This window comes from Streptomyces rimosus subsp. rimosus (assembly GCF_000720725.1).
Taxonomy (GTDB): domain Bacteria; phylum Actinomycetota; class Actinomycetes; order Streptomycetales; family Streptomycetaceae; genus Streptomyces; species Streptomyces rimosus_A.
In genome coordinates, this window is sequence record NZ_JOCQ01000029.1 from 1 (window position 1) to 22,959 (window position 22,959).

At 71.1% G+C, this 22,959-nt stretch carries 19 protein-coding genes; 10 read left to right on the forward strand and 9 right to left on the reverse strand.

Annotation, left to right across the window (positions count from 1 at the left end):
• Positions 1-52 precede the first annotated feature (52 nt).
• On the reverse strand, positions 53-1,069 hold the full coding sequence (locus tag IH45_RS0116905; RefSeq protein WP_234440569.1) for a hypothetical protein: 1,017 nt from the start codon (positions 1,067-1,069) through the stop codon (positions 53-55).
• Positions 1,070-1,402: 333 nt separating this feature from the next.
• On the opposite strand from IH45_RS0116905, the gene IH45_RS0116910 reads away from it, so the two are divergent.
• Positions 1,403-2,488: a chitinase gene (locus IH45_RS0116910; RefSeq protein ID WP_050514915.1), complete on the forward strand. Its 1,086-nt coding sequence runs from the start codon at positions 1,403-1,405 to the stop codon at positions 2,486-2,488.
• 161 nt (positions 2,489-2,649) lie between these two features.
• Here IH45_RS0116910 and IH45_RS0116915 read toward each other — a convergent pair whose 3' ends face one another.
• Positions 2,650-3,561 carry a S1 family peptidase gene (locus tag IH45_RS0116915; protein WP_030668201.1) on the reverse strand — a complete coding sequence of 304 codons (912 nt, stop codon included), beginning with the start codon at positions 3,559-3,561 and terminating at the stop codon, positions 2,650-2,652.
• Between the two features lie 202 nt (positions 3,562-3,763).
• On the opposite strand from IH45_RS0116915, the gene IH45_RS0116920 reads away from it, so the two are divergent.
• The 3 genes from IH45_RS0116920 to IH45_RS0116930 all read left to right on the forward strand — a co-directional run bounded on the left by IH45_RS0116920 (position 3,764) and on the right by IH45_RS0116930 (position 6,522).
• Positions 3,764-5,116 carry a M14 family metallopeptidase gene (locus IH45_RS0116920; protein ID WP_030668203.1) on the forward strand — a complete coding sequence of 451 codons (1,353 nt, stop codon included), beginning with the start codon at positions 3,764-3,766 and terminating at the stop codon, positions 5,114-5,116.
• 99 nt (positions 5,117-5,215) lie between these two features.
• Positions 5,216-5,749 (forward strand): DUF1648 domain-containing protein, encoded by a 534-nt coding sequence (locus IH45_RS0116925; protein WP_030668205.1) that lies wholly within the window; start codon positions 5,216-5,218, stop codon positions 5,747-5,749.
• A 131-nt stretch (positions 5,750-5,880) separates the two neighbouring features.
• Positions 5,881-6,522, forward strand: coding sequence for a hypothetical protein (locus IH45_RS0116930; RefSeq protein WP_158813124.1), 642 nt, complete (start codon positions 5,881-5,883; stop codon positions 6,520-6,522).
• A gap of 56 nt (positions 6,523-6,578) precedes the next feature.
• Here IH45_RS0116930 and IH45_RS0116935 read toward each other — a convergent pair whose 3' ends face one another.
• The 5 genes from IH45_RS0116935 to IH45_RS0116955 all read right to left on the reverse strand — a co-directional run bounded on the left by IH45_RS0116935 (position 6,579) and on the right by IH45_RS0116955 (position 10,976).
• Positions 6,579-6,983, reverse strand: a complete 405-nt coding sequence (locus IH45_RS0116935; RefSeq protein WP_324607944.1) for a class IV adenylate cyclase — start codon at positions 6,981-6,983, stop codon at positions 6,579-6,581.
• Between the two features lie 11 nt (positions 6,984-6,994).
• Positions 6,995-8,482, reverse strand: a complete 1,488-nt coding sequence (locus IH45_RS0116940) for a GntP family permease (protein WP_030668211.1) — start codon at positions 8,480-8,482, stop codon at positions 6,995-6,997.
• A gap of 125 nt (positions 8,483-8,607) precedes the next feature.
• The gene (locus IH45_RS0116945) at positions 8,608-9,018 is read right to left on the reverse strand and encodes a RidA family protein (protein WP_030668212.1); all 411 of its coding nucleotides are present in this window, start codon (positions 9,016-9,018) and stop codon (positions 8,608-8,610) included.
• Between the two features lie 12 nt (positions 9,019-9,030).
• Positions 9,031-9,789, reverse strand: a complete 759-nt coding sequence (locus IH45_RS0116950; protein WP_030373954.1) for an IclR family transcriptional regulator — start codon at positions 9,787-9,789, stop codon at positions 9,031-9,033.
• A complete protein-coding gene (locus IH45_RS0116955) occupies positions 9,786-10,976 on the reverse strand; it encodes a sugar kinase (RefSeq protein WP_030668214.1) in 1,191 nt (396 codons plus the stop codon). The genes IH45_RS0116950 and IH45_RS0116955 overlap by 4 nt, the downstream gene beginning before the upstream one ends.
• Positions 10,977-11,129: 153 nt before the next feature.
• Here IH45_RS0116955 and IH45_RS0116960 point away from each other — a divergent pair, with 153 nt between their 5' ends.
• Positions 11,130-12,470 carry a type III PLP-dependent enzyme domain-containing protein gene (locus tag IH45_RS0116960; protein WP_030668216.1) on the forward strand — a complete coding sequence of 447 codons (1,341 nt, stop codon included), beginning with the start codon at positions 11,130-11,132 and terminating at the stop codon, positions 12,468-12,470.
• A 220-nt stretch (positions 12,471-12,690) separates the two neighbouring features.
• The gene (locus IH45_RS0116965) at positions 12,691-14,307 is read left to right on the forward strand and encodes an N-acyl-D-amino-acid deacylase family protein (RefSeq protein ID WP_030668218.1); all 1,617 of its coding nucleotides are present in this window, start codon (positions 12,691-12,693) and stop codon (positions 14,305-14,307) included.
• On the opposite strand, the gene IH45_RS0116970 is transcribed toward IH45_RS0116965, so the two are convergent.
• Positions 14,243-16,090: a P-loop NTPase fold protein gene (locus IH45_RS0116970; protein ID WP_107058657.1), complete on the reverse strand. Its 1,848-nt coding sequence runs from the start codon at positions 16,088-16,090 to the stop codon at positions 14,243-14,245. The two genes, IH45_RS0116965 and IH45_RS0116970, sit on opposite strands and share 65 nt — an antisense overlap.
• A gap of 182 nt (positions 16,091-16,272) precedes the next feature.
• Between IH45_RS0116970 and IH45_RS0116975 the strand changes: the two genes are divergently transcribed.
• Together IH45_RS0116975 and IH45_RS0116980 are read left to right on the forward strand one after the other, a co-directional pair.
• Positions 16,273-17,484: a pyridoxal phosphate-dependent aminotransferase gene (locus IH45_RS0116975; protein WP_030668223.1), complete on the forward strand. Its 1,212-nt coding sequence runs from the start codon at positions 16,273-16,275 to the stop codon at positions 17,482-17,484.
• Between the two features lie 116 nt (positions 17,485-17,600).
• Positions 17,601-18,017, forward strand: coding sequence for an SCO4983 family protein (locus tag IH45_RS0116980; protein ID WP_030668225.1), 417 nt, complete (start codon positions 17,601-17,603; stop codon positions 18,015-18,017).
• A 109-nt stretch (positions 18,018-18,126) separates the two neighbouring features.
• Here IH45_RS0116980 and IH45_RS0116985 read toward each other — a convergent pair whose 3' ends face one another.
• Positions 18,127-19,950 carry a phosphoenolpyruvate carboxykinase (GTP) gene (locus tag IH45_RS0116985; RefSeq protein WP_030668229.1) on the reverse strand — a complete coding sequence of 608 codons (1,824 nt, stop codon included), beginning with the start codon at positions 19,948-19,950 and terminating at the stop codon, positions 18,127-18,129.
• Between the two features lie 243 nt (positions 19,951-20,193).
• On the opposite strand from IH45_RS0116985, the gene trhA reads away from it, so the two are divergent.
• Together trhA and IH45_RS0116995 are read left to right on the forward strand one after the other, a co-directional pair.
• Positions 20,194-20,922 carry a PAQR family membrane homeostasis protein TrhA gene (trhA, locus tag IH45_RS0116990; RefSeq protein ID WP_030668233.1) on the forward strand — a complete coding sequence of 243 codons (729 nt, stop codon included), beginning with the start codon at positions 20,194-20,196 and terminating at the stop codon, positions 20,920-20,922.
• A gap of 535 nt (positions 20,923-21,457) precedes the next feature.
• Positions 21,458-22,942 (forward strand): MFS transporter, encoded by a 1,485-nt coding sequence (locus tag IH45_RS0116995; protein ID WP_050514924.1) that lies wholly within the window; start codon positions 21,458-21,460, stop codon positions 22,940-22,942.
• Positions 22,943-22,959 lie beyond the last annotated feature (17 nt).

Genomic DNA, 22,959 nt, shown 5'->3' on the forward strand with positions numbered 1-22,959 from the left:
GGTGGGGCGGGTACGGGTGGGTCCGGTACCCGCGGGTCCGTTACGGGGCTGCTCAGCGTGCCCGTACGGCTGCCCGCCGGCCCGGCTCCGGCCCGGGGACGCCGGCCGGGGAGACCGGGGCCAGGCCGCGGCGCCGCAGCAGGGAGGAGGCGGGCGTGTCGGTGTCCGGGCCGGGGAGGGAGCGCGCGGCCCCGTTCGTACGGCGCCCGCCGCCCGGGCCCGCGCCCGGAGTGGGAGCGGCGGACGGCGCGCAGCAGAACGCGCACCGGTCGCCGATGAGTTCGAGACCGCACCAGCGGCACTCCTCTCTCCGTACGGACGCCACGAGCTGGTAGAGCACCGAGAGATCCGGGATGGCCGCCGCGAACTCGGCCAGTTTGCGCGTACCCCACCAGGCCGCCGACTCGGCGGGCAGCGGAACCTCGTACGTGCCCTGAACCTGCCAGGAGCGGGCCAGGACGCCGCCGACCCAGTCGCCGGCCAGCTGGCCGCGCGCGTGGACGAGGCGGGTGGCGAAGCCGGGCGGGGGCAGGCCCGCGTCGGCGGCCCGTTCGGCGTGCCGGTCGAGGTGGACGAGGTGCGGTTCGGGGTTGGCGAGCACCGCGAAGTACGTACCGGGAACCCAGGAGCGCAGGTGGGAGCGCAGATCGGTGGTGACCCGGTCGAGCCGGGCCACGCTGCCCAGCAGGGCGCCGGCGTGCACGTAATGGGCCAGCAGGCGGGCCGCGCAGGCCAGCAGGCCGGGGCTGAAGTCGCACAGCGACAACTGCCGGAGCTGGTGGGCCAGTACGGCGAGGCCGAGCGGCGGCAGGTCGATCGGCACGATCGCGAACCGGTCGCTCTCCAGGACGGCGCGCAGGGTGTGCAGGCGGCGTACGTGATCGGACGGGCAGGCGGTGGAGTAGAGCGCGACGAGGTGGCCGTGGTGCTCCAGCACCGCGCCCAGCTCGGTCAGCGCCTCGTCCAACGGCTGGGCGTGCGGCGGGCGGACGACCACGGCGGCCGGGGTCTGCCGGTCGGTGGCGGGCAGCGCGAGGTCGGCGCTGGTGACTGCAATCGCGGTCGGCACGTCGCGTCCCCCACTGCGCTGCTGGCGCTGTCGGCACTGTTGGCGCTGTCGGCACTGCTGTTGGCTCAGCACCCTATCCACGAGTTCCGCCCCGGAGAACACGTTCCGGGTTACTCGCCCCCGTCTTGGCATCTCCTTTTCCCCGGCTCCGCCTTCCCCTTCCCCGCGCCCGGGGAATCCCGGATTCCGCGCGACCTCTTGACAGGGACATTGGTCTGGACCACCTTGTACGCCAGCACGACGCACCACGTGCAACATCAGCACCACAGCAGCTCAGGGGCCCCTGTACGCGCAGCAGAACCACCAAGCCCAACTCCCCCCACGGAGGCACCAGTGGTACGCGCACGATCAGGAAGAGCAGCACATCCGGGACGCACGGCACGACGCGGCGCGCGGGCGCTGGCGGGGCTCGCCGCCGCGGCCCTGACCGCCGCCGGCGTCGTCGCGGCCGGCACCGCCGACGCGTCCGAGGCCGCCACATCCGCCACGTCCGCCGCATCCCGGACCGGCCACTCCCCCACGGTGGCCCGCACCGCGGCCGTACCGAAGCACGCCGTCACCGGCTACTGGCAGAACTTCGACAACGGCGCCACTGTCCAGAAGCTCAAGGACGTGAACGACGCCTACGACATCATCGCGGTGTCCTTCGCGGAGGCGACCGGCACGCCCGGCGCCGTCGGCTTCCACCTCGACCCGGCGGTCGGCTACGGCTCGGCCGACGCGTTCAAGGCGGACATCAAGGCCAAGCAGGCGGCCGGGAAGTCGGTGATCATCTCGGTCGGCGGCGAAAAGGGCGCGGTCTCGGTCAGCGACGACGCCTCCGCGAAGAATTTCGCCGACTCGGTCGGCAAGCTCATGGACGAGTACGGGTTCGACGGCGTCGACATCGACCTGGAGAACGGCCTCAACTCGACCTATATGACGAAGGCGCTCAAGGCCCTGCACGCCGAGCACAATGGCGTGGTCGTGACGATGGCGCCGCAGACGGTCGACATGCAGTCACCGCAGAACGAGTACTTCAAGACGGCCCTGGGGATCAAGGACTTCCTCACGGCCGTCAATATGCAGTACTACAACAGCGGCTCGATGAACGGCTGCGACGGCAAGGTGTACGCGCAGGGCACCGTGGACTTCCTCACCTCGCTCGCCTGCGTCCAGTTGGAGGGCGGGCTCGCGCCGTCGCAGGTGGGCATCGGCGTACCGGCGTCGTCGCGCGCGGCGGGCGGCGGGTACGTGGCGCCGTCCGTGGTGAACGCGGCGCTGGACTGCCTGACGAAGGGCGCGAACTGCGGTTCGTTCAAGCCGTCGAAGACGTACCCGGGGCTGCGGGGCGCGATGGCCTGGTCCACCAACTGGGACGCGGCGAACGGCAACGCGTTCGCGGGGCAGGTGGGGGCGCACGTGCACGGGTTGCCGTAACCCGTGCGCGCGGTGGACGCCGTGACCCGTACGTACGGTGACCACCGTGACCCGTACGTACGGTGACCGGCCGCCCGATGGGCCGACCGGCCGCGCGGCGCCCGAAGCGCCGCGCGGCCGGCGCACGTTCCCTGCCTTACCGCATCCCGCTACCGCCTACGTCACGGCTTCGGCAGCACGCACCCCGCGCGGCCCAGGTCCAGCTTGTTGCCGGTGCCGAAGCACTTGGGGATGGAGTAGATCTCCTGCGCGTAGTTGATGCCCTTGCGCACCGTGACCTTGCCGTTCTCGTCGACCTCGCACGGGTTGTTCATGGTGCAGCGGCCGCCGTTCTCGTTGCCCGTGTTGTTGATGGCGGCGACCTTGCCGGAGGCGGTGTCGATGACCGGCGACCCGGACGTACCGCCGATCGTCTTGCAGGCGGGGGTGTAGCGCACGGAGTCCTTCATCACATAGCCCCCCTCCTTCAACTGGTGCACGAAGCCGTCGATGTTGCAGGAATAGGTCTTCTTCCAGTAACCGGACACGACGGTGATCCCGGCGCCCTTGACCGGGTGGGTGGTGGCGATGTCCAGCGCCTTGATGCCGTAGCGCTGCTTTATCTGGGCGTAGGTGGAGGAGAGTTCGTAGAAGGACACGTCGGTGTCGGTCATCGTCCCGTAGACGACCTTGGTGGCGCGGACCGTGCCGAGGTTGCCGGCCGAGGCGCTGAGCACGGTGAAGCTGCGGCTGGACGGCTGGTCGACGACGACCTCGCCCGGGTCGGGCATGCCGCTCTCCAGGCAGTGGCCGTTCGACATGACCAGGGCCGGGTCGTTGTCGGCCGAGTTCGGCATCCGGACGATCGATCCCGAACAGTTGCTGAGCGCGACCGTGCCCGCGAAGGTGACGGCCTTCGCCTTGGGAGCCGCGGCCTGCGCCACGGCCTGGAGCTGTGGCGCCGTCGCGGTCCGGGTTGCTCCCCGGGCCGCCGCGTCCGATGTCGTGGTCGCATGGGCCGTACCGGCGGTGCCCGCGAGCGCCGTGGCGCCCAGGACGGCCGTGGCCAGGGCGCCGACGAGAGGTCTGTTCATGTGGGGGTCCTCTCACACTGATGAGTCCGGCGTGGCGCCGGACTTGTCGTGCGCATTGTTGGTGCGGCACAGGCCGCTGACAAGAATCTTCCGGAAACCGGCGTGAAATTGGCGTGTTTGCGTCAACGAGAGGGATTGACCGAGGCATGCCAAGCCCGAACACTGGCGCCGTCGCTCGCCTCACACCCCCACGGAGGACACCATGCGACGACCACGACCACGCGGCAGACGGACCACCGTCCTCACCGCGCTCGTCTCCCTCGCCCTGGCCGCCCCCTTCGCGGCGCAGGCCGAGGACTCCCCTCTGCAGGGCACTTCCACGCACACCGCCGCCGGCGCCCCGGCCGCGGACACCGGCACACCCCGCCAGTACGAGATCACCGGCCCCGCCACCGCCGCGCAGCGCAGCGCGCTCGCCTCGACCGGGGTGTCCATCGACGAGGTGCACGGCCGCACCGTCGTCATCACCGCGGACACCGCGCAGGCCGCCCTCGTACGCAAGCTGGGCTACCGCCTGCGGGCCCTGCCCGCACCGCCGTCCGGCACCGGCGACCGCGTCAAGGACTTCCCCTCCGGCTACGGCAAGTACCACAACTACGCCGAGGCCACCGCCGAGATCAACGCGCTCGTGGCCAAGTACCCGGCCATTCTCAGCAAGCGCGTCATCGGCAAGTCCTACGAGGGCCGGGACATCCTGGCCCTCAAACTCAGCAAGAACGTCGCCCAGGACGAGCAGGAACCCGAGGTCCTCTTCACCGCGCACCAGCACGCGCGCGAACACCTCACCGTGGAGATGGCGCTCTACCTGCTCAACGACTACACGTCCAAGTACGGCAGCGATCCGCGCGTCACCAAGATGCTCGACTCGCGCGAGATCTGGATCATCCCGGACGTGAACCCGGACGGCGGCGCGTACGACATCGCCTCCGGCTCGTTCCGCAGCTGGCGCAAGAACCGCCAGCCCAACAGCGGTTCGGCGAACGTCGGCACCGACCTGAACCGCAACTGGGACTTCAAGTGGGGCTGCTGCGGCGGCTCCTCGGGCAGCACCGGCTCGGAGACCTACCGCGGCCCGTCCGCCGCCTCGGCCCCCGAGGTCAAGGTCGTCACCAACTTCGTCCGCGGCCGGGTCGTCGGCGGCGTCCAGCAGATCAAGACCGCCATCGACTTCCACACGTACAGCGAACTGGTCCTGTGGCCCTACGGGTACACCTACAGCGACACCGCGCCCGGCATGACCCAGGACGACCGCGACGCGTTCGCCGCCGTGGGCAAGTCCATGGCCGCCAGCAACGGCTACACCCCCGAACAGTCCAGCGACCTCTACATCACCGACGGCTCCATCGACGACTGGCTCTGGGGCAACCAGAAGATCTTCGCCTACACCTTCGAGATGTACCCGTCCTCCGCGGGCGCGGGCGGCTTCTATCCGCGCGACTCCGTCATCGCCCGCGAAACCTCCCGCAACCGCGACGCGGTGCTCCAACTCCTGGAGAACAGCGACTGCATGTACCGCTCGATCGGCAAGGAGGCGCAGTATTGCAAGACGGGGTGAGGTGATCCCCCTTGTGGCCGGGGCCCGCCGCGGGGCGGGCTCCGGCCGCGGCATCGGCGGCTTCTTCTCCTCCGGCGGCCGGCATCGGATGATTGCCCCATGGCGATCTTTTCCGCACAGGTCCGGCTCTGGCTGCTTCCCAGCGGCGTCCTGCTCCTCGCACTGTGGATCTGGGGTGCGCTCCGCTACCCACACCTACCGGAGCACATACCGGAGCACATCGGGCTCGGCCAGGTGGACACCTGGACGGACAAGTCGTTCGGCAGCGCCTTCGCGCTGGTCTTCGCGTACGCGGGAGCGACGGTGATGATCGTCGGCTGCGCGGAACTGATGCTGCGGCTGACCCCGCGCGATGAGATGCCGACCGCGGACGCCGCACCGTTCGCCGCCGCGCGGGCCGCCTCGTCCCTGGTCAACAGACCGGGCAGCCGAGCCTCGGCCCGCCGGATCGCGCGCGCCGTGCTGGTGCTCAACGCCTGCATCGGTATCTCCATCCTCGCGGGCTGCGCGATGCTCTGGCGCTCCACGCCCGACCCGGACGTGCCCGGATGGCTTCCCCCCGCGATCCTCGTACCGCTGCTCGCCGGCACCGCGGGGACGATCGTCGCGGCCGTACGCGACCGGAAGGGGTGAGGGCGGCGATCGGGCCCCGTCGCACGGACAAGCCGCCGGGCGGACCCGCCCCTCGAAGAGTTGGCAAGTGACCCACCTATGCGGTTGGGTACATGCCAATTGATCTTTGGATCATCCGAGAGGGGACGAAAGTGTTCAGACCGGTACGGGGGATCGTGGCCGGAGCGGTGCTCGCGGCGTCACTGACCGCGTGTGGCGGCAGCGGCGACGGGCCCGGAAAAGATACGGACCACGGCGGCGAGCAGCAGCTGAACGCACCGATCGTGCTGGCCACGGACCAGGTGAGCGCCGCGCTCGTGAGCAAGTCCAGTGCGCCCCAGGGGTGGAAGGGCAGGAGCCCGGGGCTCCCGTCACCGAAAGAGGCCCTGCGCAAATGCCAGGACGAAACCGAAACGAACTGCGGCGGCTTCGTCAGCTACGGCTCGACCTATTTCTTCAAGGACAAGCTCGACGCGGACGGGCGGACCGGGCACCTCTACTTCTCCATCTTCTCCTTCAGAACCCCGGAAGACGCGAAGGTCGCCATGAAGGGCCTGACCAAGGAGGAGCGCCGCAAGGCCGGCGCCGACGCGAAGCCGCTGAAGATCTCCGCGGGCGCGGAGGAGACGGACGCCTTCACCGGCGAGCACACCGAGGTCTTCCTGCGCCTGGGCGGAGTCCTGGTCCGCCTCCAGTCCGCCGACCTGACGGCGAACGAACCCTACGCCCAGTTCGCCGAACTCCAGATCAACCGCATCAAGAAGGTCGCGGTGGGCAAGAACCCGGACGCCTGAGCGCGTCGCCCCTGAGCCTGTGACCGGGGCCCGCCGCGCGGCGGGCCCCGGTGCCGTCAGGCTTCCCCGGTACGCCGCACCCGGACGGCGTCGGTGTACAGCTCGGTGGTCAGGTCACCTTCCCGAATCCCCAATTCGGCGAGGACTCCGCGCACATCCTCCAGAGCCGCCCGCAACTCCTTCTCCTCCGGGACCTGAGTCTCCACCTCGACATATGTACCGCCGATTTCCGGAATCCGCACCACCGTGGCGAGCATCGGCCGCCCATACGCGGTGAACTCGTAATTCCGGCAGTACTTCGCGAAGGCGATCGCCTCGACGTAACCGAGCCCACCGAGCATCGCCCGCACAGCCTCCGGATCACCAACACCCGTCTCGTACTCGGGCTTCGACCCCGACGCCGCATCGACCCGCGCTCCTTTGTACGTCAGCAGGGCCCGCGTCCCGTCCGGGCCGTCCACGGTGCCGCGGACTAGAACACCAGACTCACCCCCGCCGCCACCACGAACCCCACCACCGACAGCACCGTCTCCAGCACCGTCCACGACTTCAGCGTGTCGCGTTCGGAGATTCCGAAGTACTTGGCGACCATCCAGAAGCCGCCGTCGTTGACGTGGGAGGCGAAGATCGAGCCGGCCGAGATGGCCATGATGATCAGGGCGAGGTGGGGCTGGGAGAGGTGTTGGCCGTCGACCAGGGGGAGGACGATGCCGGCGGTCGTCACGATGGCCACGGTCGCCGAGCCCTGGGCCACGCGGAGGACGACGGAGACCAGCCAGGCGAGCAGGATGACGGGCAGGCCGACGTTGTGGAAGGTGTCGGAGAGGGCGTCGGCGACGCCGCTGCCCTTGAGGACGGCACCGAAGATGCCGCCCGCGCCGACCACCAGCAGGATGTTGCCGACCGGCTTGAGGGACGCGGTGGAGACGGTTTCCAGGGACTTGCGGGACCAGCCGCGGCGGATGCCGAGGAGGTAGTACGCGAGGAGCAGGGCGATCGTCAGGGCCACGAAGGGGTTGCCGAAGAACTCGACGACCGAGCGGAGGGTGGAGGGGGCCAGGGCGATGGAGGAGAAGGTGGCGAGGAGGATGAGGACGAGGGGGGTGCCGATGATGGTAAGGACGGTGCCCAGGGCGGCCGGCTTCTCGTGGGGTTCGACGCCTGCCGCTGTCTGTTCGGCGATCACCGCGGCGCGGGCCTCCTCGGCCGCCTCGACCATGTCCTGCGGTACGGGGACGAAGATCCGCTTGCCGATCCACGCGGCGTAGGCCCAGGCGGCCAGGACGGCGGGGATGCCGCAGACGATGCCCATGAGGATGATCCAGCCGAGGTCCACCTTGAACAGGCCGGCGGCGGCGACGGGGCCGGGGTGGGGCGGCAGGAACGCGTGGGTCATCGAGAGGCCGGCGAGCAACGGCATGCAATAGAGGAGGATGGATTTGCCGCTCCGCTTCGCTGCTGCGTAGACGATGGGGGCCAGGACGAAGATGCCTACGTCGAAGAAGACCGGGATGCCGAAGATGAGGCCGGTGAGGCCCATCGCCAGCGGCGCCCGGCGTTCGCCGAACACGCCCAGCAGGCGCGCGCTCAATACCTCTGCTCCGCCGGAGACTTCGAGGATCGCGCCGAGCATGGTGCCCAGGCCGATGATGATGGCGACGTGGCCGAGGATGCCGCCCATGCCGCTCTCTATGAGGGAGGGAAGGGATGACTTCTGGACCGTGCCGAAGAGTTCGGTCACCGAGAGGCCCGCGGCCAGCCCTACGGCTATGGAGACACCCAGCAGCGCTACGAAGGGTTGGAGGCGGACTTTGATGATGAGGAAGAGGAGAAGGAGGATGCCCAGGGCGGCGACCGTGAGGAGGCCGGGTGTGCCCGGTATGAGGGCGAGCAGGCCGCCGGTGTGGGGTGGCGTCGGTGGTGTGGCGGGGGCCGCGGCAGCGAGGACAGCGTGGACCATGTGATGACTCCGTTGTCGTACAGGGAAGTTCCAGGCAGGGGGGACCGCGGCACGGCGCCCCGGTCGGACGGGGCGCCGCACCGTGCGGCGGGTTCAGCAGCGGTAACGGCAAGGGGATGTCCCGGTCAGCCCAGCACCGCGAGGGCGTCGATCTCGATGAGCAGGCCCTTGGGGAGGCCGACGTACACGGTGGTACGGGCGGCCGGCGCCTCCTTGAGGCCCTCGGCCTCGAAGTAGGCGTTGTAGATCTCGTTCATCTCGGCGAAGTGGTCGGTGTCGGTGAGGTAGACGCGCATCATCATCACGTCGTCCCAGGTCGCGCCGCCCTCTTCGAGGATCGCCTTGACGTTGGCGAAGGTCTGGAGCGTCTGCTCGCGCAGGGTGGGGCCGGCCGGGGTGGGGGCCTGGCCCTCGACGGCGGGCAGGAAGCCGACCTGGCCGGCGACCTGGAGGATGTTGCCCTTCTTCACGCCGTGCGAGAACTTGGCGGGCGGGGTGGTGTGGGTGGCGGGGGTGAGGGCGGTCTTCTCGGTCATGGTCAGGCTTCCTTACTGGTCCTTCTGCGGGGTGTTGCCGGAGTACTCCCGGCTGATGGCGTCCGCGGTACGGCGTACCGACGGAAGCAGGGTGAGGAGTTCCTCGGCCGTGACGACCACGTTCGGCGCGGACACCGACATGGCGGCGACGACCCGGCCGTCCGCGCCGCGGATGGGGGCCCCGACGCAGTTGATGGACTCCTCGTGGCCGCCGAGGTCGGTGGCCCAGCCCTGTTCGCGCACCTTGGCCAGTTCGGCGAGGAACGCCGTGGCGTTGGGTGTCGAACGGGACGTGTAGAGGGGGTAGTCGAGCTTCTCGGCGAGCGCCCGGCGCTCGGCCTCGGGCAGGTCGGCGAGCAGCAGCTTGGCGACGGCCGCGACGGTGATGGCGACGGGCTTGCCGATGCGCGAGTACATCCGTACGGGATAGCGGCTCTCCACCTTGTCGATGTAGAGGACCTCGTTCTCCTCGTACACCGCGAGGTGCACCGTGTGCCCGCACTTCTCGTTCAGCTCGACCAGGTGCGGGTGGGCGATCTCGCGTACGTCCAGGTTCTCCACGGCCTGCTGGGCGAGCGCGAAGAGCCGGGCGCCGAGGCGGTAGCGCTGGTCGCCCTGCCGGTAGACCATGCCGTGCTCGTGGAGCGTGCGCAGCAGCCGCAGCGCGGTGGACTTGTGCACGCCGAGGCGGCCGGCCACCTGTTCCAGGTTGGCCGGGCCCTCCGCCAGCAGCGGCAGGATGCTCAGTGCGCGGTCGACTGTCTGACTCATCGTGTACGGACCTCCACCCGTGGGTTGTGCACCCCGTGGCTGGTGGTGTCACCGTTGCGGTCGGTGGGTGTGTCACCGTCGGTCGTCCAGCCGGGGCCGAGTCGAAGTCTCCCCCAGGCGGCGGGGTCGAGGCCCGCAAGGTGGTCGGCGAGGTCGCGGGACGGGGGCGTGCCGAGGTCGCCGGGAACGGTGAGGGAGGCGGCGGCCATGAGGTGGCCGTGCCGGATCCGCTCGTACACGGGCAGGCCGCGGAGGGTGGCGGAGAGGAAACCGGCGGCGAAGGCGTCGCCCGCGCCGACGGGTGCGACGACGTCGACGGCGAGGGCGGGGGCGGTGGTGACCGTGTCGCTGCCGTCGGACCGGCGGGCGTACGCGGTGGCTCCGTCGGCCCCCTGTTTGACGACGAGGACGGCGGGCTCGGGCAGCGCTTCACGCAGGGCTTCGGGCCCGTGCAGGCCCCAGGCGGCCGCGGCCTCGTCCTCGCCGACGAAGACCAGGTCGCAGCGGCGGGCGAGGTCGAGGACCGTCTCGGGGCCGCGTACGGTGCGGTCGCGCCAGAGGCCGACGCGGTAATTGACGTCGAAGGAGACGAGCGGGCGTCCGGGGGACGGTGCGGTGAGGGTGCGCAGCACGTCGAGGCAGCTGTCGGACAGGGCGGCGGTGATGCCGGTGAGGTGCAGGACGCGGGTGTCGCGCAGGACGTCGTGGTCGAGCAGGTCCGGGGACAGGGCGGAGGCGGCGGACCCGGCGCGGTAGTACGCCACCTCGGCCTCGCCGGCGGCCGTCCGCGTACCGGTGGCGCGTTCACCGGCCGTACGGAAGTAGACGCCGGTGGGGCGGTCCGGATCGCGCTGGACGTGGGAGACGTCCACGCCGCAGGCGGCGACGGCCGCGCGCAGGTGATCGCCGAAGGCGTCCGCGCCGACCCGGGAGACCCAGCGGGCGCGGTGGCCGGTACGGGCGAGGGCGCAGGCGACGTTGGACTCGGCGCCGCCGATGCCGCGCTCGAAGAAGGGTACGTCGGCGAGCCGCCCGGGTTCGGTGGGCATGAAGGTGACCATGGATTCGCCGAGGCAGACGACGTCGGTGCCGGGGGCCTCGGGCTCCGTGCCGTCCGTGGTGTCGGTGCCATCGGTGCGGACGTTCCGGTCGGTGCCATCGGTGCGGACGTTCTGGGACGTGGTCACGATCTCCTGCACTCCTTTGCGTACGGGCTCGTTGAGCCGTTCCGCGACGTGTTACGCACCATTGACCCGGCGATGGCTCGGATGTTAGACAGCAGTAAGCGATATGCGCAATGGGTGTTGCACACAGTGCAACATGAACTGGAGGAGGCCCCCATGGCCGCCGCGCCCCACGCCGACCGCACCGCCACCGGTGCCGCGTCCGGCGCCGACGCAGCCACCGCCGCACGACACGCGAAGACCCTCGCGGACGAACGCGTCGACCACCGCTTCAAGGGCCTTCCCCCGGACGCGGACGGCCGTACCGTCGGCGAGCTCGCGGCGGAGCGGCGGAACCTGTTCACCGGCGGCTTCACCACCCCCGTCCTCGCCCTGTCCGCCGAGTCGCTGGAGCACAACCTCGCGCTGCTGGAGAGCTACGCCGAGCGGCACGGCCTGGCCTTCGCCCCGCACGGCAAGACCTCGATGGCGCCGCAGCTCTTCGCCGGCCAGCTCGCCCGCGGCGCCTGGGGCATCACCGCCGCCGTCCCCCACCAGGCCCGCGTCTACCGCGCCTACGGCATCCAGCGGATCTTCCTCGCCAACGAGGTCGTCGACGCCGTCGCGCTGCGCTGGCTCGCCGCCGAACTGGACGCCGACCCCGGCTTCCGCTGCGTCTGCTACGTCGACTCGCTGCGCGGCATCGAGCTGATGGACGCCGCCCTGCGCGCGGCGGGCGCCACCCGCCCGCTGGACGTGGTGATCGAACTGGCCGCGGGCGAGGGCGCGCGGACCGGTGTCCGTACCGACGCCGAGTGCTTCGAACTGGCCGACGCCGTCGCGGGCGTGGACACCCTGCGCCTGGTCGGCATCGCCGGGTACGAGGGCGAGGTGCCCGACGCGACGCACGAGCGGGTGGCGGTCTGGCTGCGCCGCCTCCTCGCGCTGACCGTGGCGTTCGACCGGGCCGGGCGCTTCGCCGACCTGGAGGAGATCGTGCTCAGCGCGGGCGGCAGCGCCTGGTTCGACGCGGTCGCCGAGGTCTTCGCCGAGGCGCCCGAGCTGTCCCGGCCGCTGCTGAAGCTGCTGCGCTCCGGCGCGTACGTCTCCCACGACGACGGCCACTACCGCCGCCTGACCCCCTTCAACCGCGTCCCGGACGAGGGCGCCCTGCGGCCCGCCTTCCGCCTGTGGGCACAGGTCGTCTCCCGGCCGACCCCGGAGCAGGCGTTCCTGAACGCGGGCAAGCGGGACGCGGCGTACGACCTCGACCTGCCGCAGGCCCAGGTCGTACGGTCCGGCCGGGACGGCAGCGAGCGGGCCGCGGACGGCGTCACCGTCACCGGGCTCTCCGACCAGCACGCCTGGGTCCGTACGGAGCGGGGCGACGCCCTGGAGGTCGGCGACTGGGTCGGCCTGGGGCTTTCGCACCCGTGCACGTCCTTCGACAAGTGGCAGCTGATCCCGGTGGCCGAGGCGGACGGCACGGTTGTCGACTACGTCCGTACGTTCTTCTGAGGCGCCTCCATCGCGGCCCCGTACCACCGGGGCCCCACGATCCCGGCGCGGAGCACCACCCCCGAGCCCCGCGCCGAGCGCCGGGGGCATCCCCCTGCCCCGGGCGCGCCAGGTCCCCGCTCCGGCGCACCCCCCTTCGCCGGAGCGGGGGCCGTACGCCACGGCCGCACGCCGCGGCCCTGGCCCCCGGCCCTTGTTCGACAGGAAAGGCGGTTCGGTCATGGACACCGTGGTCCGCGACGTACGCGTCATCGACGGCTCCGGCACCCCCTCCTACCGGGCGGACGTCGCCCTCGACGGCGGCCGGATCGCCGAGATCCGCCGGGAGACGGACTCCGGGCCGCGCCCCGGAGCCGCACACGTCGTGGACGGCGCGGGCCTGGCCCTCTCCCCCGGCTTCATCGACATGCACGCGCACAGCGACCTGGCGCTGCTGCGCGACCCGGCGCACGCGGCGAAGGCCGCGCAGGGCGTCACCCTCGAAGTCATCGGGCAGGACGGCCTGTCGTACGCGCCGGTCGACGACCGTACGCTCGCCGAGGTCCGCGCCCAGATCACCGGCTGGAACGGGGACGGCTCGGACATCGACTTCAGCTGGCGCACGGTCGGCGAGTACCTGGACCGCCTCGACCACGGCTTCGAAGGTCAGGGCATCGCCGTCAACGCGGCGTACCTCGTCCCGCAGGGCACCGTACGGATGCTGGCGCTCGGCTGGGAGGACCGCGCGGCCACGCCCGACGAGCTGGCCCGGATGCGGCAGCTGGTCGCGGAGGGCCTGGAGCAGGGCGCCGTCGGGCTGTCCTCCGGCCTGACGTACACCCCCGGCATGTACGCGGACGACGCCGAACTCACCGAACTGTGCCGGGTCGTGGCCCGCTACGGCGGCTACTACTGCCCGCACCACCGCTCGTACGGCGCGGGCGCGCTGGAGGCGTACGAGGAGATGGTCGGCCTGACCCGCCAGGCGGGCTGCGCCCTGCACCTCGCCCACGCCACCATGAACTTCGGCCTGAACAAGGGCCGCGCCCCCGAACTCCTCGCCCTGCTCGACGAGGCCCTGGCGTCCGGCGCGGACATCACCCTCGACACGTACCCGTACACGCCCGGCTGTACGACGCTGGTCGCCATGCTGCCGAGCTGGGCGAGCGAGGGCGGCCCCGACGCGATCCTGGCCCGGCTGCGGGACGACGCGACGGCGGAGCGCATCCGGCACGTCATGGAGGTCGAGGGCGCGGACGGCTGCCACGGCGTGCCGATCGAGTGGGACACCATCGAGATCTCCGGTGTCTCGGACCCCGCGCTGGCGGGCTACGTCGGCCGGACGGTCACCGCATCGGCGCGGGAGCGCGGCGAGGAGCCGTGGACGACGGCCCGCCGGCTGCTGGTCCAGGACCGGCTCGGCCCGACGATCCTCCAGCACGTCGGCCATGAGGAGAACGTCCGCGCGATCATGCGCCATCCGGTGCACACCGGCGGCAGCGACGGCATCCTCCAGGGCGCCAAGCCGCACCCGCGGGCGTACGGCACGTTCCCCAGGTATCTGGGGACGTACGCGCGGGAGCTGGGCGTGCTGTCGCTGGAGGAGTGCGTGGCGCATCTGACCGGGCGCCCGGCGGCGCGGCTGCGGCTGCCCGACCGCGGCCTGGTCCGCGAGGGTCACCGCGCCGACCTGGTCCTCTTCGACCCGGACACGGTCGCGGCCGGGTCGACTTTCGACGCGCCGCGCGTCCTGCCGACGGGCATCCCGTACGTACTGATCGACGGGCGGTTCGTCATCGAGGACGGGCGGCGGACGGATGTGCTGGCGGGGCGGGCGGTGCGGAGAACGCGCCTCTGATCAGCCGTATCAGCTCGTCCGCGTCGGCTGCCACGCCCAGCGCCCCCAGGTCACGGGCGGTGTCCTGGCGGGCGGGGGTGACCCGGCCGGCGAAGAAGACGACGGGGCCGGTGTAGCGCCCGTACCGGCGCAGCGCCTCCACATGCGAGAACCCGGCCCGGTCGTGCGTGCCGCGGGCGATGTCGGAGATGATCAGGGACGGCGTCCGGGCGGCGATGGCGGCGTCGGCGGCCCCGGAGTTCACGGCGATCTCCACGGTCGCCCCTTCCCGGCGGAACCAGGCGGCCAGGGAGGCGTTGTTCTCAGGACGGTCGTCGACCCAGAGGATCGTGCGGCCGGCCAGGGGCGCTTGCGGGTCGATGTCCGGAAAGCCGTCCCCGTGCCGTACGACGACACCGGTCCGCGCGTCCGGTATCGCCCCGGCCCCGAGGTCCGGCTCCCGCTGCGGCGCCGCCACCAGCGTCGGCGCGCCCTCGCGCAGCCTGCGCACCAGTTTGTCGGAGCGTGGCAGGCCGAGCAGGCCGTCGAGCAGCGAGTTGAACGCGGCGTCGGTGGCCATGTCGGGGAAGACGGTGGGCAATTCGCGTTCCAGCCGCTCCAGCGCCGCCCGCCGGTTCGCCGGGTCGGGCGTCACGTCACGCTGCTCCAGGTAGGTGTTCACCAGCGGCCGCATCTCCTCGGGGACGGCCTCCGGGGCCCGCAGCAGCGTCCGCACCCGCCGGTACGTACAGAAATCCGCGACCACATCGCCGTCGTCGGCCCCCGGCGGGCTGGTCATCATCCGGTAGAAGTCGGCGTAGAAGTACTGGATCAGTAACGTGCGCAGCACCGCCTCCGGCGGGTGGTCCGCCCACATCGGGTTCAGGGTGGCCTCCAGGACGAAGCCGTTGACCAGCCGTTTGATGCGGCGCGGGTTGCGGGCCGAGCGCTCGGCGAGCAGGCCGACCAGGGGCTCGTCCAGCAACTGCTCGATTCCGGCGGTGCGGGCGCACCACGCGATGTAGTCCCGTACGTCCTGGCCGTCGGCCACCGGGATGCGGTAACTGGTCTGGAAGATCTTCTCCATGAAGGCGGTGCCGGCCGGCGACAGATCGCGCAGCAGACCGCTGGGCCCCAGCACGGACCGGTCGCAGCCGATGACGAACGCCAGCCCCGGCACGTCCAGGTAGACCTTGACCGCCTCGCACACCGCCAGCACCGTCTCCTCGGAGCAGCGGTCCAGGTCGTCGATGAAGACGACGAGCATCCGGCGCGGCGAGTAGGCCGCGTTCTCGGCCCACTCCTGGGCCAGGTCACGGATCGCGTCGCGCATCTCGTTACGGGCCTGGGAGTCGGCCGACATGCTGCTCCACAGCTCGTCGACCAGCCCGGCGGCGCCGAGCGGGCCGGCCGCGACGGTCGCCAGCGCCCGCAGGACGCGCAACAGGGCCCGCTGTTCGGAGACCCGGTGCAGGGCCCGGCGCAGCAGCCGCCGGTCGAAGCGCATCAGCACCGACTTGATCAGCCCTTCCAGGGCGTCCGCGCCGGTCGAGGTCCAGGCGTTGTACCAGACGGTGTGCACCTCGGGCGCCGCCCTCAGCTCCGCGTCCACCAGGCGCATCAGGCTGCTCTTGCCCATGCCCCACCCGGCGTCGACGGCGAGGGTGAACGGGGTGGCGGACCGGGAGGCGATCAGCAGGTCGGCGAGCTGCCGGGCGGCGCGGCCCGCGCCCAGCAGGTCGCCCCCGGTGGAGTCCACCGGCTCGTCGTTGAGCAGCGCGAGAGGTCGCTCCGATGACACCATGTCGCCCCCGTGGTCGGATGCCCCGGAGCGTACCGCGGCGCGCGGGCAGCGGAGTCCGCCCGCATGTATGCCCATACGCCCCGCTCGCCATGACGCCGGGTGAGCAACCCCACACCACCGGTTGCCCCGGCGTGAACAAGAACACCAGGCAGGGCGTGTTACGCGCCCGTAAGGTGGCTGGCATGCAGGTGATCCAGTCAACGAAGCTCGCCAACGTCTGCTACGAGATCAGGGGACCGGTCCTTGAGGAGGCGATGCGGCTCGAAGCAGCGGGACACCGCATCCTCAAGCTGAACACCGGAAACCCGGCGGCCTTCGGTTTCGAGTGCCCGCCGGAGATCCTGGAGGACATCCTCCGCACCGTCGGCACGGCGCACGGCTACGGCGACGCCAAGGGCCTGCTCTCCGCCCGGCGCGCGGTCATGCAGCACTACCAGACCAAGGGCATCGAGCTGTCGGTCGACGACATCTACCTCGGCAACGGCGTCTCCGAACTGATCCAGATGTCGATGCAGGCGCTGCTGGACGACGGGGACGAGGTGCTCGTACCGGCGCCCGACTATCCGCTGTGGACGGCCGCGGTCTCGCTGTCGGGCGGTACGGCGGTGCACTACCGCTGCGACGAGCAGGCGGACTGGATGCCGGACCTCGCCGACATCGAGCGCAAGATCACCGACCGCACCAAGGCCCTCGTCGTCATCAACCCGAACAACCCGACCGGCGCGGTCTACGACGACGAGCTGCTGCGCGGCCTCGCCGAGATCGCCCGCCGGCACAACCTGATCGTCTGCGCCGACGAGATCTACGACAAGATCCTCTACGACGGGGTCACCCACACCCCGTTCGCCGCGATCGCCCCCGACCTGCTGACCCTGACCTTCAACGGGCTCTCGAAGTCCTACCGGGTGGCGGGCTACCGCAGCGGCTGGATGGCGGTCTGCGGCCCGAAGGCGCACGCCGCCTCGTACATCGAGGGTCTGACGATCCTCGCCAACATGCGGCTGTGCGCGAACATGCCCGCCCAGCACGCCGTGGCCACCGCCCTCGGCGGCCGGCAGTCGATCAACGACCTGGTGCTGCCGGGCGGGCGGCTGCTGGAACAGCGCGACACCGCGTACGAGCTGCTCACCCGGATCCCCGGCGTCACCTGCACCAGGCCGAAGGGCGCGCTGTACGCCTTCCCGCGGCTGGACCCGAAGGTCTACAAGATCAAGGACGACCGGCAGATGGTGCTGGACCTGCTGCGCGCCGAGAAGATCATGATCGTGCACGGTACGGGCTTCAACTGGCCGGAGCCGGACCACTTCCGCCTGGTCACGCTGCCGAACAAGGACGACCTGACGGACGCGGTGACCCGCATCGGCACGTTCCTGGACGGCTACGGGCAGTACTGAGCATCCGCAAGACGGACGCCACACCCGAATCCCGACTGTACGGATCACAACTTTAGACACTGTCTAAGCTAGGATGGTCTCCCAGCCGCCGTTCCGCGTTGCCAGGAGGCCGTCCCATGTACGAACCGATCCGCACCAAGTCGGTCCACTCCATGGCCGCCGACCAGGACGTCCCGCACCGCTCCCGGGCGGAGGAGCTGGACATCCGGCTCGCCGGCCATCTGACCGCGCTGCTCACCGTCACCGACGAACTGCGCGCCGCCGTGCCCGGTCCCGCGCTGGACGACGCCGCCGAGCGCATCGCCGAGCAAGTCACCCGGCTGCGCGGCGGGGTGTATCCGCTGCGGGCCGCGCCGAGCGGCGGCGGCGACCCGGCCCGCGCGCCCCGGCTGCACCGGCGGGCGCGGATGCTGGCCGGCAGCGCCCTGGCCGTGGCCACCTCGCGGGGTGACCGCGCCGCCGCCGCGCTGGCGGCCGAGCGCATGGAGGCCCACGAGGCCGACGCCGCCGTACCGGAGCTGGCCACGGCCTGAGCGGCCGCGCCGGAAGCAAAGAGACGGCCGGAGCCACGTGTTCGTGCACGTGGCTCCGGCCGTCAGCCGTGGTGGCCCGGCCATCCCATTGCCGGACCGTTTCGCCGTGCTACCCCAGGCGGCGTACCAGCGCGTGGTACTCGTCCCACAGCTCCTTCGGTGTGTGATCACCGAAGGTGTTCAGGTGGCCGGGGACCAGCGACGCCTCCTCGCGCCACACGTCCTTGTCGACGGTGAGCAGGAAGTCGAGGTCCGCGTCGGCCAGGTCGAGGCCGTCGGTGTCCAGCGCCTCCTTCGTCGGCAGGATGCCGATCGGCGTCTCGACACCCTCGGCCTTGCCGTCCAGGCGCTCGACGATCCACTTGAGCACCCGGCTGTTCTCACCGAAGCCCGGCCACACGAAGCGGCCCGCGTCGTCCTTGCGGAACCAGTTCACGTAGTAGATCTTCGGCAGCTTCGACTGGTCCTTGTCCGCGCCGACCTTGATCCAGTGGCCCATGTAGTCGCCCATGTTGTAGCCGCAGAACGGCAGCATGGCGAACGGGTCGCGGCGCAGCTCGCCGACCTTGCCCTCGGCCGCCGCGGTCTTCTCGCTCGCCACGTTCGCGCCGAGGAAGACGCCGTGCTGCCAGGTCAGCGACTCGGTCACGAGCGGTACGGCGCTGGCGCGGCGGCCGCCGAAGAGGATGGCCGAGATCGGCACGCCCTTGGGGTCCTCCCACTCGGGCGCGATGATCGGGCACTGCCCGGCCGGTACGGTGAAGCGGGCGTTGGGGTGGGCCGCCGGGGTCCCGGACTCCGGGGTCCAGTCGTTGCCCTTCCAGTCCGTCAGGTGCGCGGGCTTCTCCTCGGTCATGCCCTCCCACCACACGTCGCCGTCGTCGGTCAGCGCGACGTTGGTGAAGACCGAGTTGCCCCACAGGGTCTTCATCGCGTTGGCGTTGGTGTGCTCGCCGGTGCCGGGCGCGACGCCGAAGAATCCGGCCTCGGGGTTGATCGCGTACAGGCGGCCGTCCTCGCCGAAGCGCATCCAGGCGATGTCGTCGCCGATGGTCTCGACCGTCCAGCCGGAGATCGTGGGCTCCAGCATCGCGAGGTTGGTCTTGCCGCAGGCGCTCGGGAACGCGGCGGCGACGTACTTCGACTCGCCCTGCGGCGGGGTGAGTTTGAGGATGAGCATGTGCTCGGCGAGCCAGCCCTCGTCGCGGGCCATGACCGAGGCGATGCGCAGCGCGTAGCACTTCTTGCCCAGCAGGGCGTTGCCGCCGTAGCCGGAGCCGAAGGACCAGATCTCGCGGTCCTCGGGGAAGTGCGAGATGTACTTGGTCGAGTTGCACGGCCACGGCACGTCGGCCTCGCCGGCGGCGAGCGGGGCGCCGAGGGTGTGCACGGCCTTCACGAAGAAGCCGTCCGTCCCCAGTTCGTCGAGGACGGCCTGGCCCATCCGGGTCATGGTGCGCATCGAGACGGCGACGTACGCCGAGTCGGTGATCTCCACGCCGAGCGCGGAGAGCGGGGAGCCGAGCGGGCCCATGCAGAACGGGACGACGTACATCGTCCGGCCGCGCATCGCGCCACGGAAGATGCCCTGCTCACCGGTGAAGATGTCGCGCATCTCCGCCGGTGCCTTCCAGTGGTTGGTCGGGCCCGCGTCCTCCTCCTTCGCCGAGCAGATGAAGGTGCGGTCCTCCACCCGGGCGACGTCCGACGGATCGGACGCGGCGTAGTACGAGTTGGGGCGCTTGATCGGGTCCAGCTTCGTGAAGGTGCCCTTGGCGACGAGCTCCTCGCACAGGCGCTCGTACTCCGCCTCCGAGCCGTCGCACCACACGACGCGGTCCGGCTCGGTGATGGCTGCGATCTCATCGACCCAGGAGATCAGTTCCTGGTGGTTGGTCGGGACGGGGGAGGGAGCCGCGTTGTCGCGCGCCACGATCGCTCCTAGATGAGGGTTTGGTCGGACCACTGTCTGCGCACATGCCGGCAGCGCCCGCTTGATGAAGGTGTCTGCCCCTTGGGGGCTGCGACCCGGATGCTTCGCGACCGCTCATCCGGTGCCGACCGCACTCATTTGATCATCCGACCCCGATCCACATCTGTCCAGAGGAGGTTCTCGTGACCGTCACCACTTCCGGACCAATCCGTAACTTACGGTCGCGTAGGTAGCATTGCGGCCATGACTTCCGCGCCCGACGCCGCCGAAAGCCGCACTTCCCCCGTGACCAGCGCGGCCGCCGACGCAGTATCCGCGGTCGCCGCGGCGGCCGCGCCGCTCAAGCCCAAACTGCGGGGCTGGCTGCACGCGGGGATGTTCCCCGCCGCCCTCGTCTCCGGTGTGGTGCTCACGGCGCTGGCCGACAGCACCCGCGGCCGGATCGCCTGTGCCGTCTACACCCTCTCGGCCTGTCTGCTCTTCGGGATCAGCGCCCTTTACCACCGCGGCAATTGGGGGCCGCGCACCGGAGCGATCCTGCGCCGGCTGGATCACGCCAACATCTTCCTGATCATCGCGGGCACCTACACCCCGCTGACCATGCTGCTGATCCCCGGCAGCCGCGGACAGATACTCCTGTGGGCCGTCTGGGGGGCCGCCCTCGCCGGCATCGCCTTCCGCGTCTTCTGGGTGGGTGCGCCACGCTGGCTCTACACGCCCTGCTACATCGCGCTCGGCTGGGCGGCCGTCTTCTTCCTGCCCGACTTCCTGCGCAAGGGCGGCATCGCCGTCCTCGTCCTCGTCATCGTCGGCGGCGTCCTCTACAGCGCCGGCGGCATCATCTACGGCATCAAGCGCCCCAATCCCTCACCGCGCTGGTTCGGCTTCCACGAGGTGTTCCACTCCCTGACGCTGGCGGCGTTCGCCGTGCACTACGTCGGAATCTCACTGGTGGCCTATACGCACGCCTGAGGCGCCCGGCGCGGCATCCGGTCCGCCCGCAGCCCCTCTTCCACCCCGCGCGCCGGCGCTGTCACCGCGCCGGCGCGCGCCTCCTCCGCCCACACGTGGCCGCGGTCTCGACGCCGCGGCCACTTGCCATGTCAGGGCGGCCACCCCGGCCAGGACCAGCCCCACCACCACGGCCGTGCCCCCGACGAGGAAACCCCCGACGCACAGCGCCGCCGCGAACACGGCGAACACATCGATCGCGGTACGCATACCCGCAACACCCCCTCCAAGCATCACTGACAGTGACCTTGCTCTTGCCACAGCGTTACACACGCCACTGACAAACCACAGCCCTCCAGAGAGCAAGGGGGCGTCAAGGGGTGCCGATTGACAGTCGCCATCTTTTGAGAGTTACTTCCAATAGCCAGTACCTCTCGAAAGGTGTGCCGCCGTGTCCGTGCCGCAGCACTTCCTCCCGGGCCAGGAGACCGGTCCGCACGCCGAAGCCGCCCCCGCCCCCAGGCGCTGGTGGGCTCTCGCCGCCCTGGTCGCCTCGATGCTCGTCCTCGGCTTCGACACCACGATCCTCAACGTCGCGCTGCCGACGATGGCCGCCCAACTGGGCGCCGACAGCGGACAGCAACAGTGGATCGCCGACGCCTACTTGGTCGTCTTCGCCGCCCTGATGCTCCCGGCCGGACTGCTCGGCGACCGGTTCGGACGCCGCCGGATGCTCATCACCGGCCTCGCCGTGTTCCTCGCCGGCTCCCTGCTCGGCACCGTCGTCGGCAGTCCGGGACCGGTCATCGCCGCCCGTGCGGTCATGGGCGTCGGCGCCGCGCTGGTCATGCCGCTGGCCCTGTCCGTACTGCCGTCCCTGTTCGGCCCCGAGGAGCGGACCAGGGCGGTCGGCGCGATCTCCGCCGCCTCGGCGCTCGGCCTGCCGCTCGGCCCGCTGATCGGCGGCCGGCTGCTCGACCACTTCTGGTGGGGCTCGGTCTTCCTCGTGAACGTCCCGCTGGTCCTGGCCGGCATCGTGTGCTGCGCGTTCCTGCTGCCCGAGACGTCCGACCCGGCCTCCCCCGAAGTGGACGCGCCGTCCACCGCGCTGACCGTCACCGGCCTCGGCGCGCTCGTGTACGGCGTGATCGAAGGGCCCGCCCGGGGCTGGACCGACCCGCTCGTCCTCGGCGTGCTCGGCGCCTCCGCCGTCCTGCTCGGCTGCCTCGTACTCCGGGAACGCGGCCGGTCCCGCCCGATGCTGGACCTGCGGCTGCTGCGCGACCGCGGCTTCCTGTGGAACTGCGTCGCGGCGACCCTGGTCACGCTGGTGCTGTCCGGGCTGATGTTCATCCTCCCCCAGTACCTGCAAGCCGTCCTGAGGTACGACGCGTTCGCCACCGGTGTGCGGATGCTGCCGATGATGGCCGGGCTGATCGTCGCGGCGAAGGGCAGCGGGCCGCTGGTCGCCCGTACCGGACCGCGCCCGGTCGTCACCGGCGGCCTGCTCGTCCTCGCCGCCGCCGCACTCCTCGGCTCCACCACCGAGGCGTCGGACGGCTACGGCACGACAGCCCTCTGGCTGTCCGTGGCGGGCGTCGGCTTCGGCTTCGCGGTGGTGCCCGCCATGGACGCCGCGCTGGGCACGCTGCCGCGGGAGCGCGCGGGCAGCGGCTCCGGACTGCTGCTGACGGTACGGCAGTTCGGCGGCGCGCTCGGCATCGCGGTGCTCGGCAGCCTGCTCGCGGGCGCGTACACCGACCGGCTCGACGTCTCCCACCTGCCCGCGCCCGCGGCATCCGCCGCCGAGAAGTCGGTGGTAGCCGCCCACCTGGTCGCGGACCGCGTCGGGGACGCGCAGCTGGCTGCCTCCGCCGACGCCGCGTATGTGCACGGTATGGGTCTGGCCCTGCTGGTGTGCGGGATCGCGGCGCTGGCGGCGGCGACGCTCGTGGCGGCCTTCCTGCCGAATCCGCGGCCCGTACGTCCCGTACGAGGGGATGCCACCCGACCCGCCGCCCTCCAGCACCGACCACGCTGACCCTGCCGGCCCTGCCG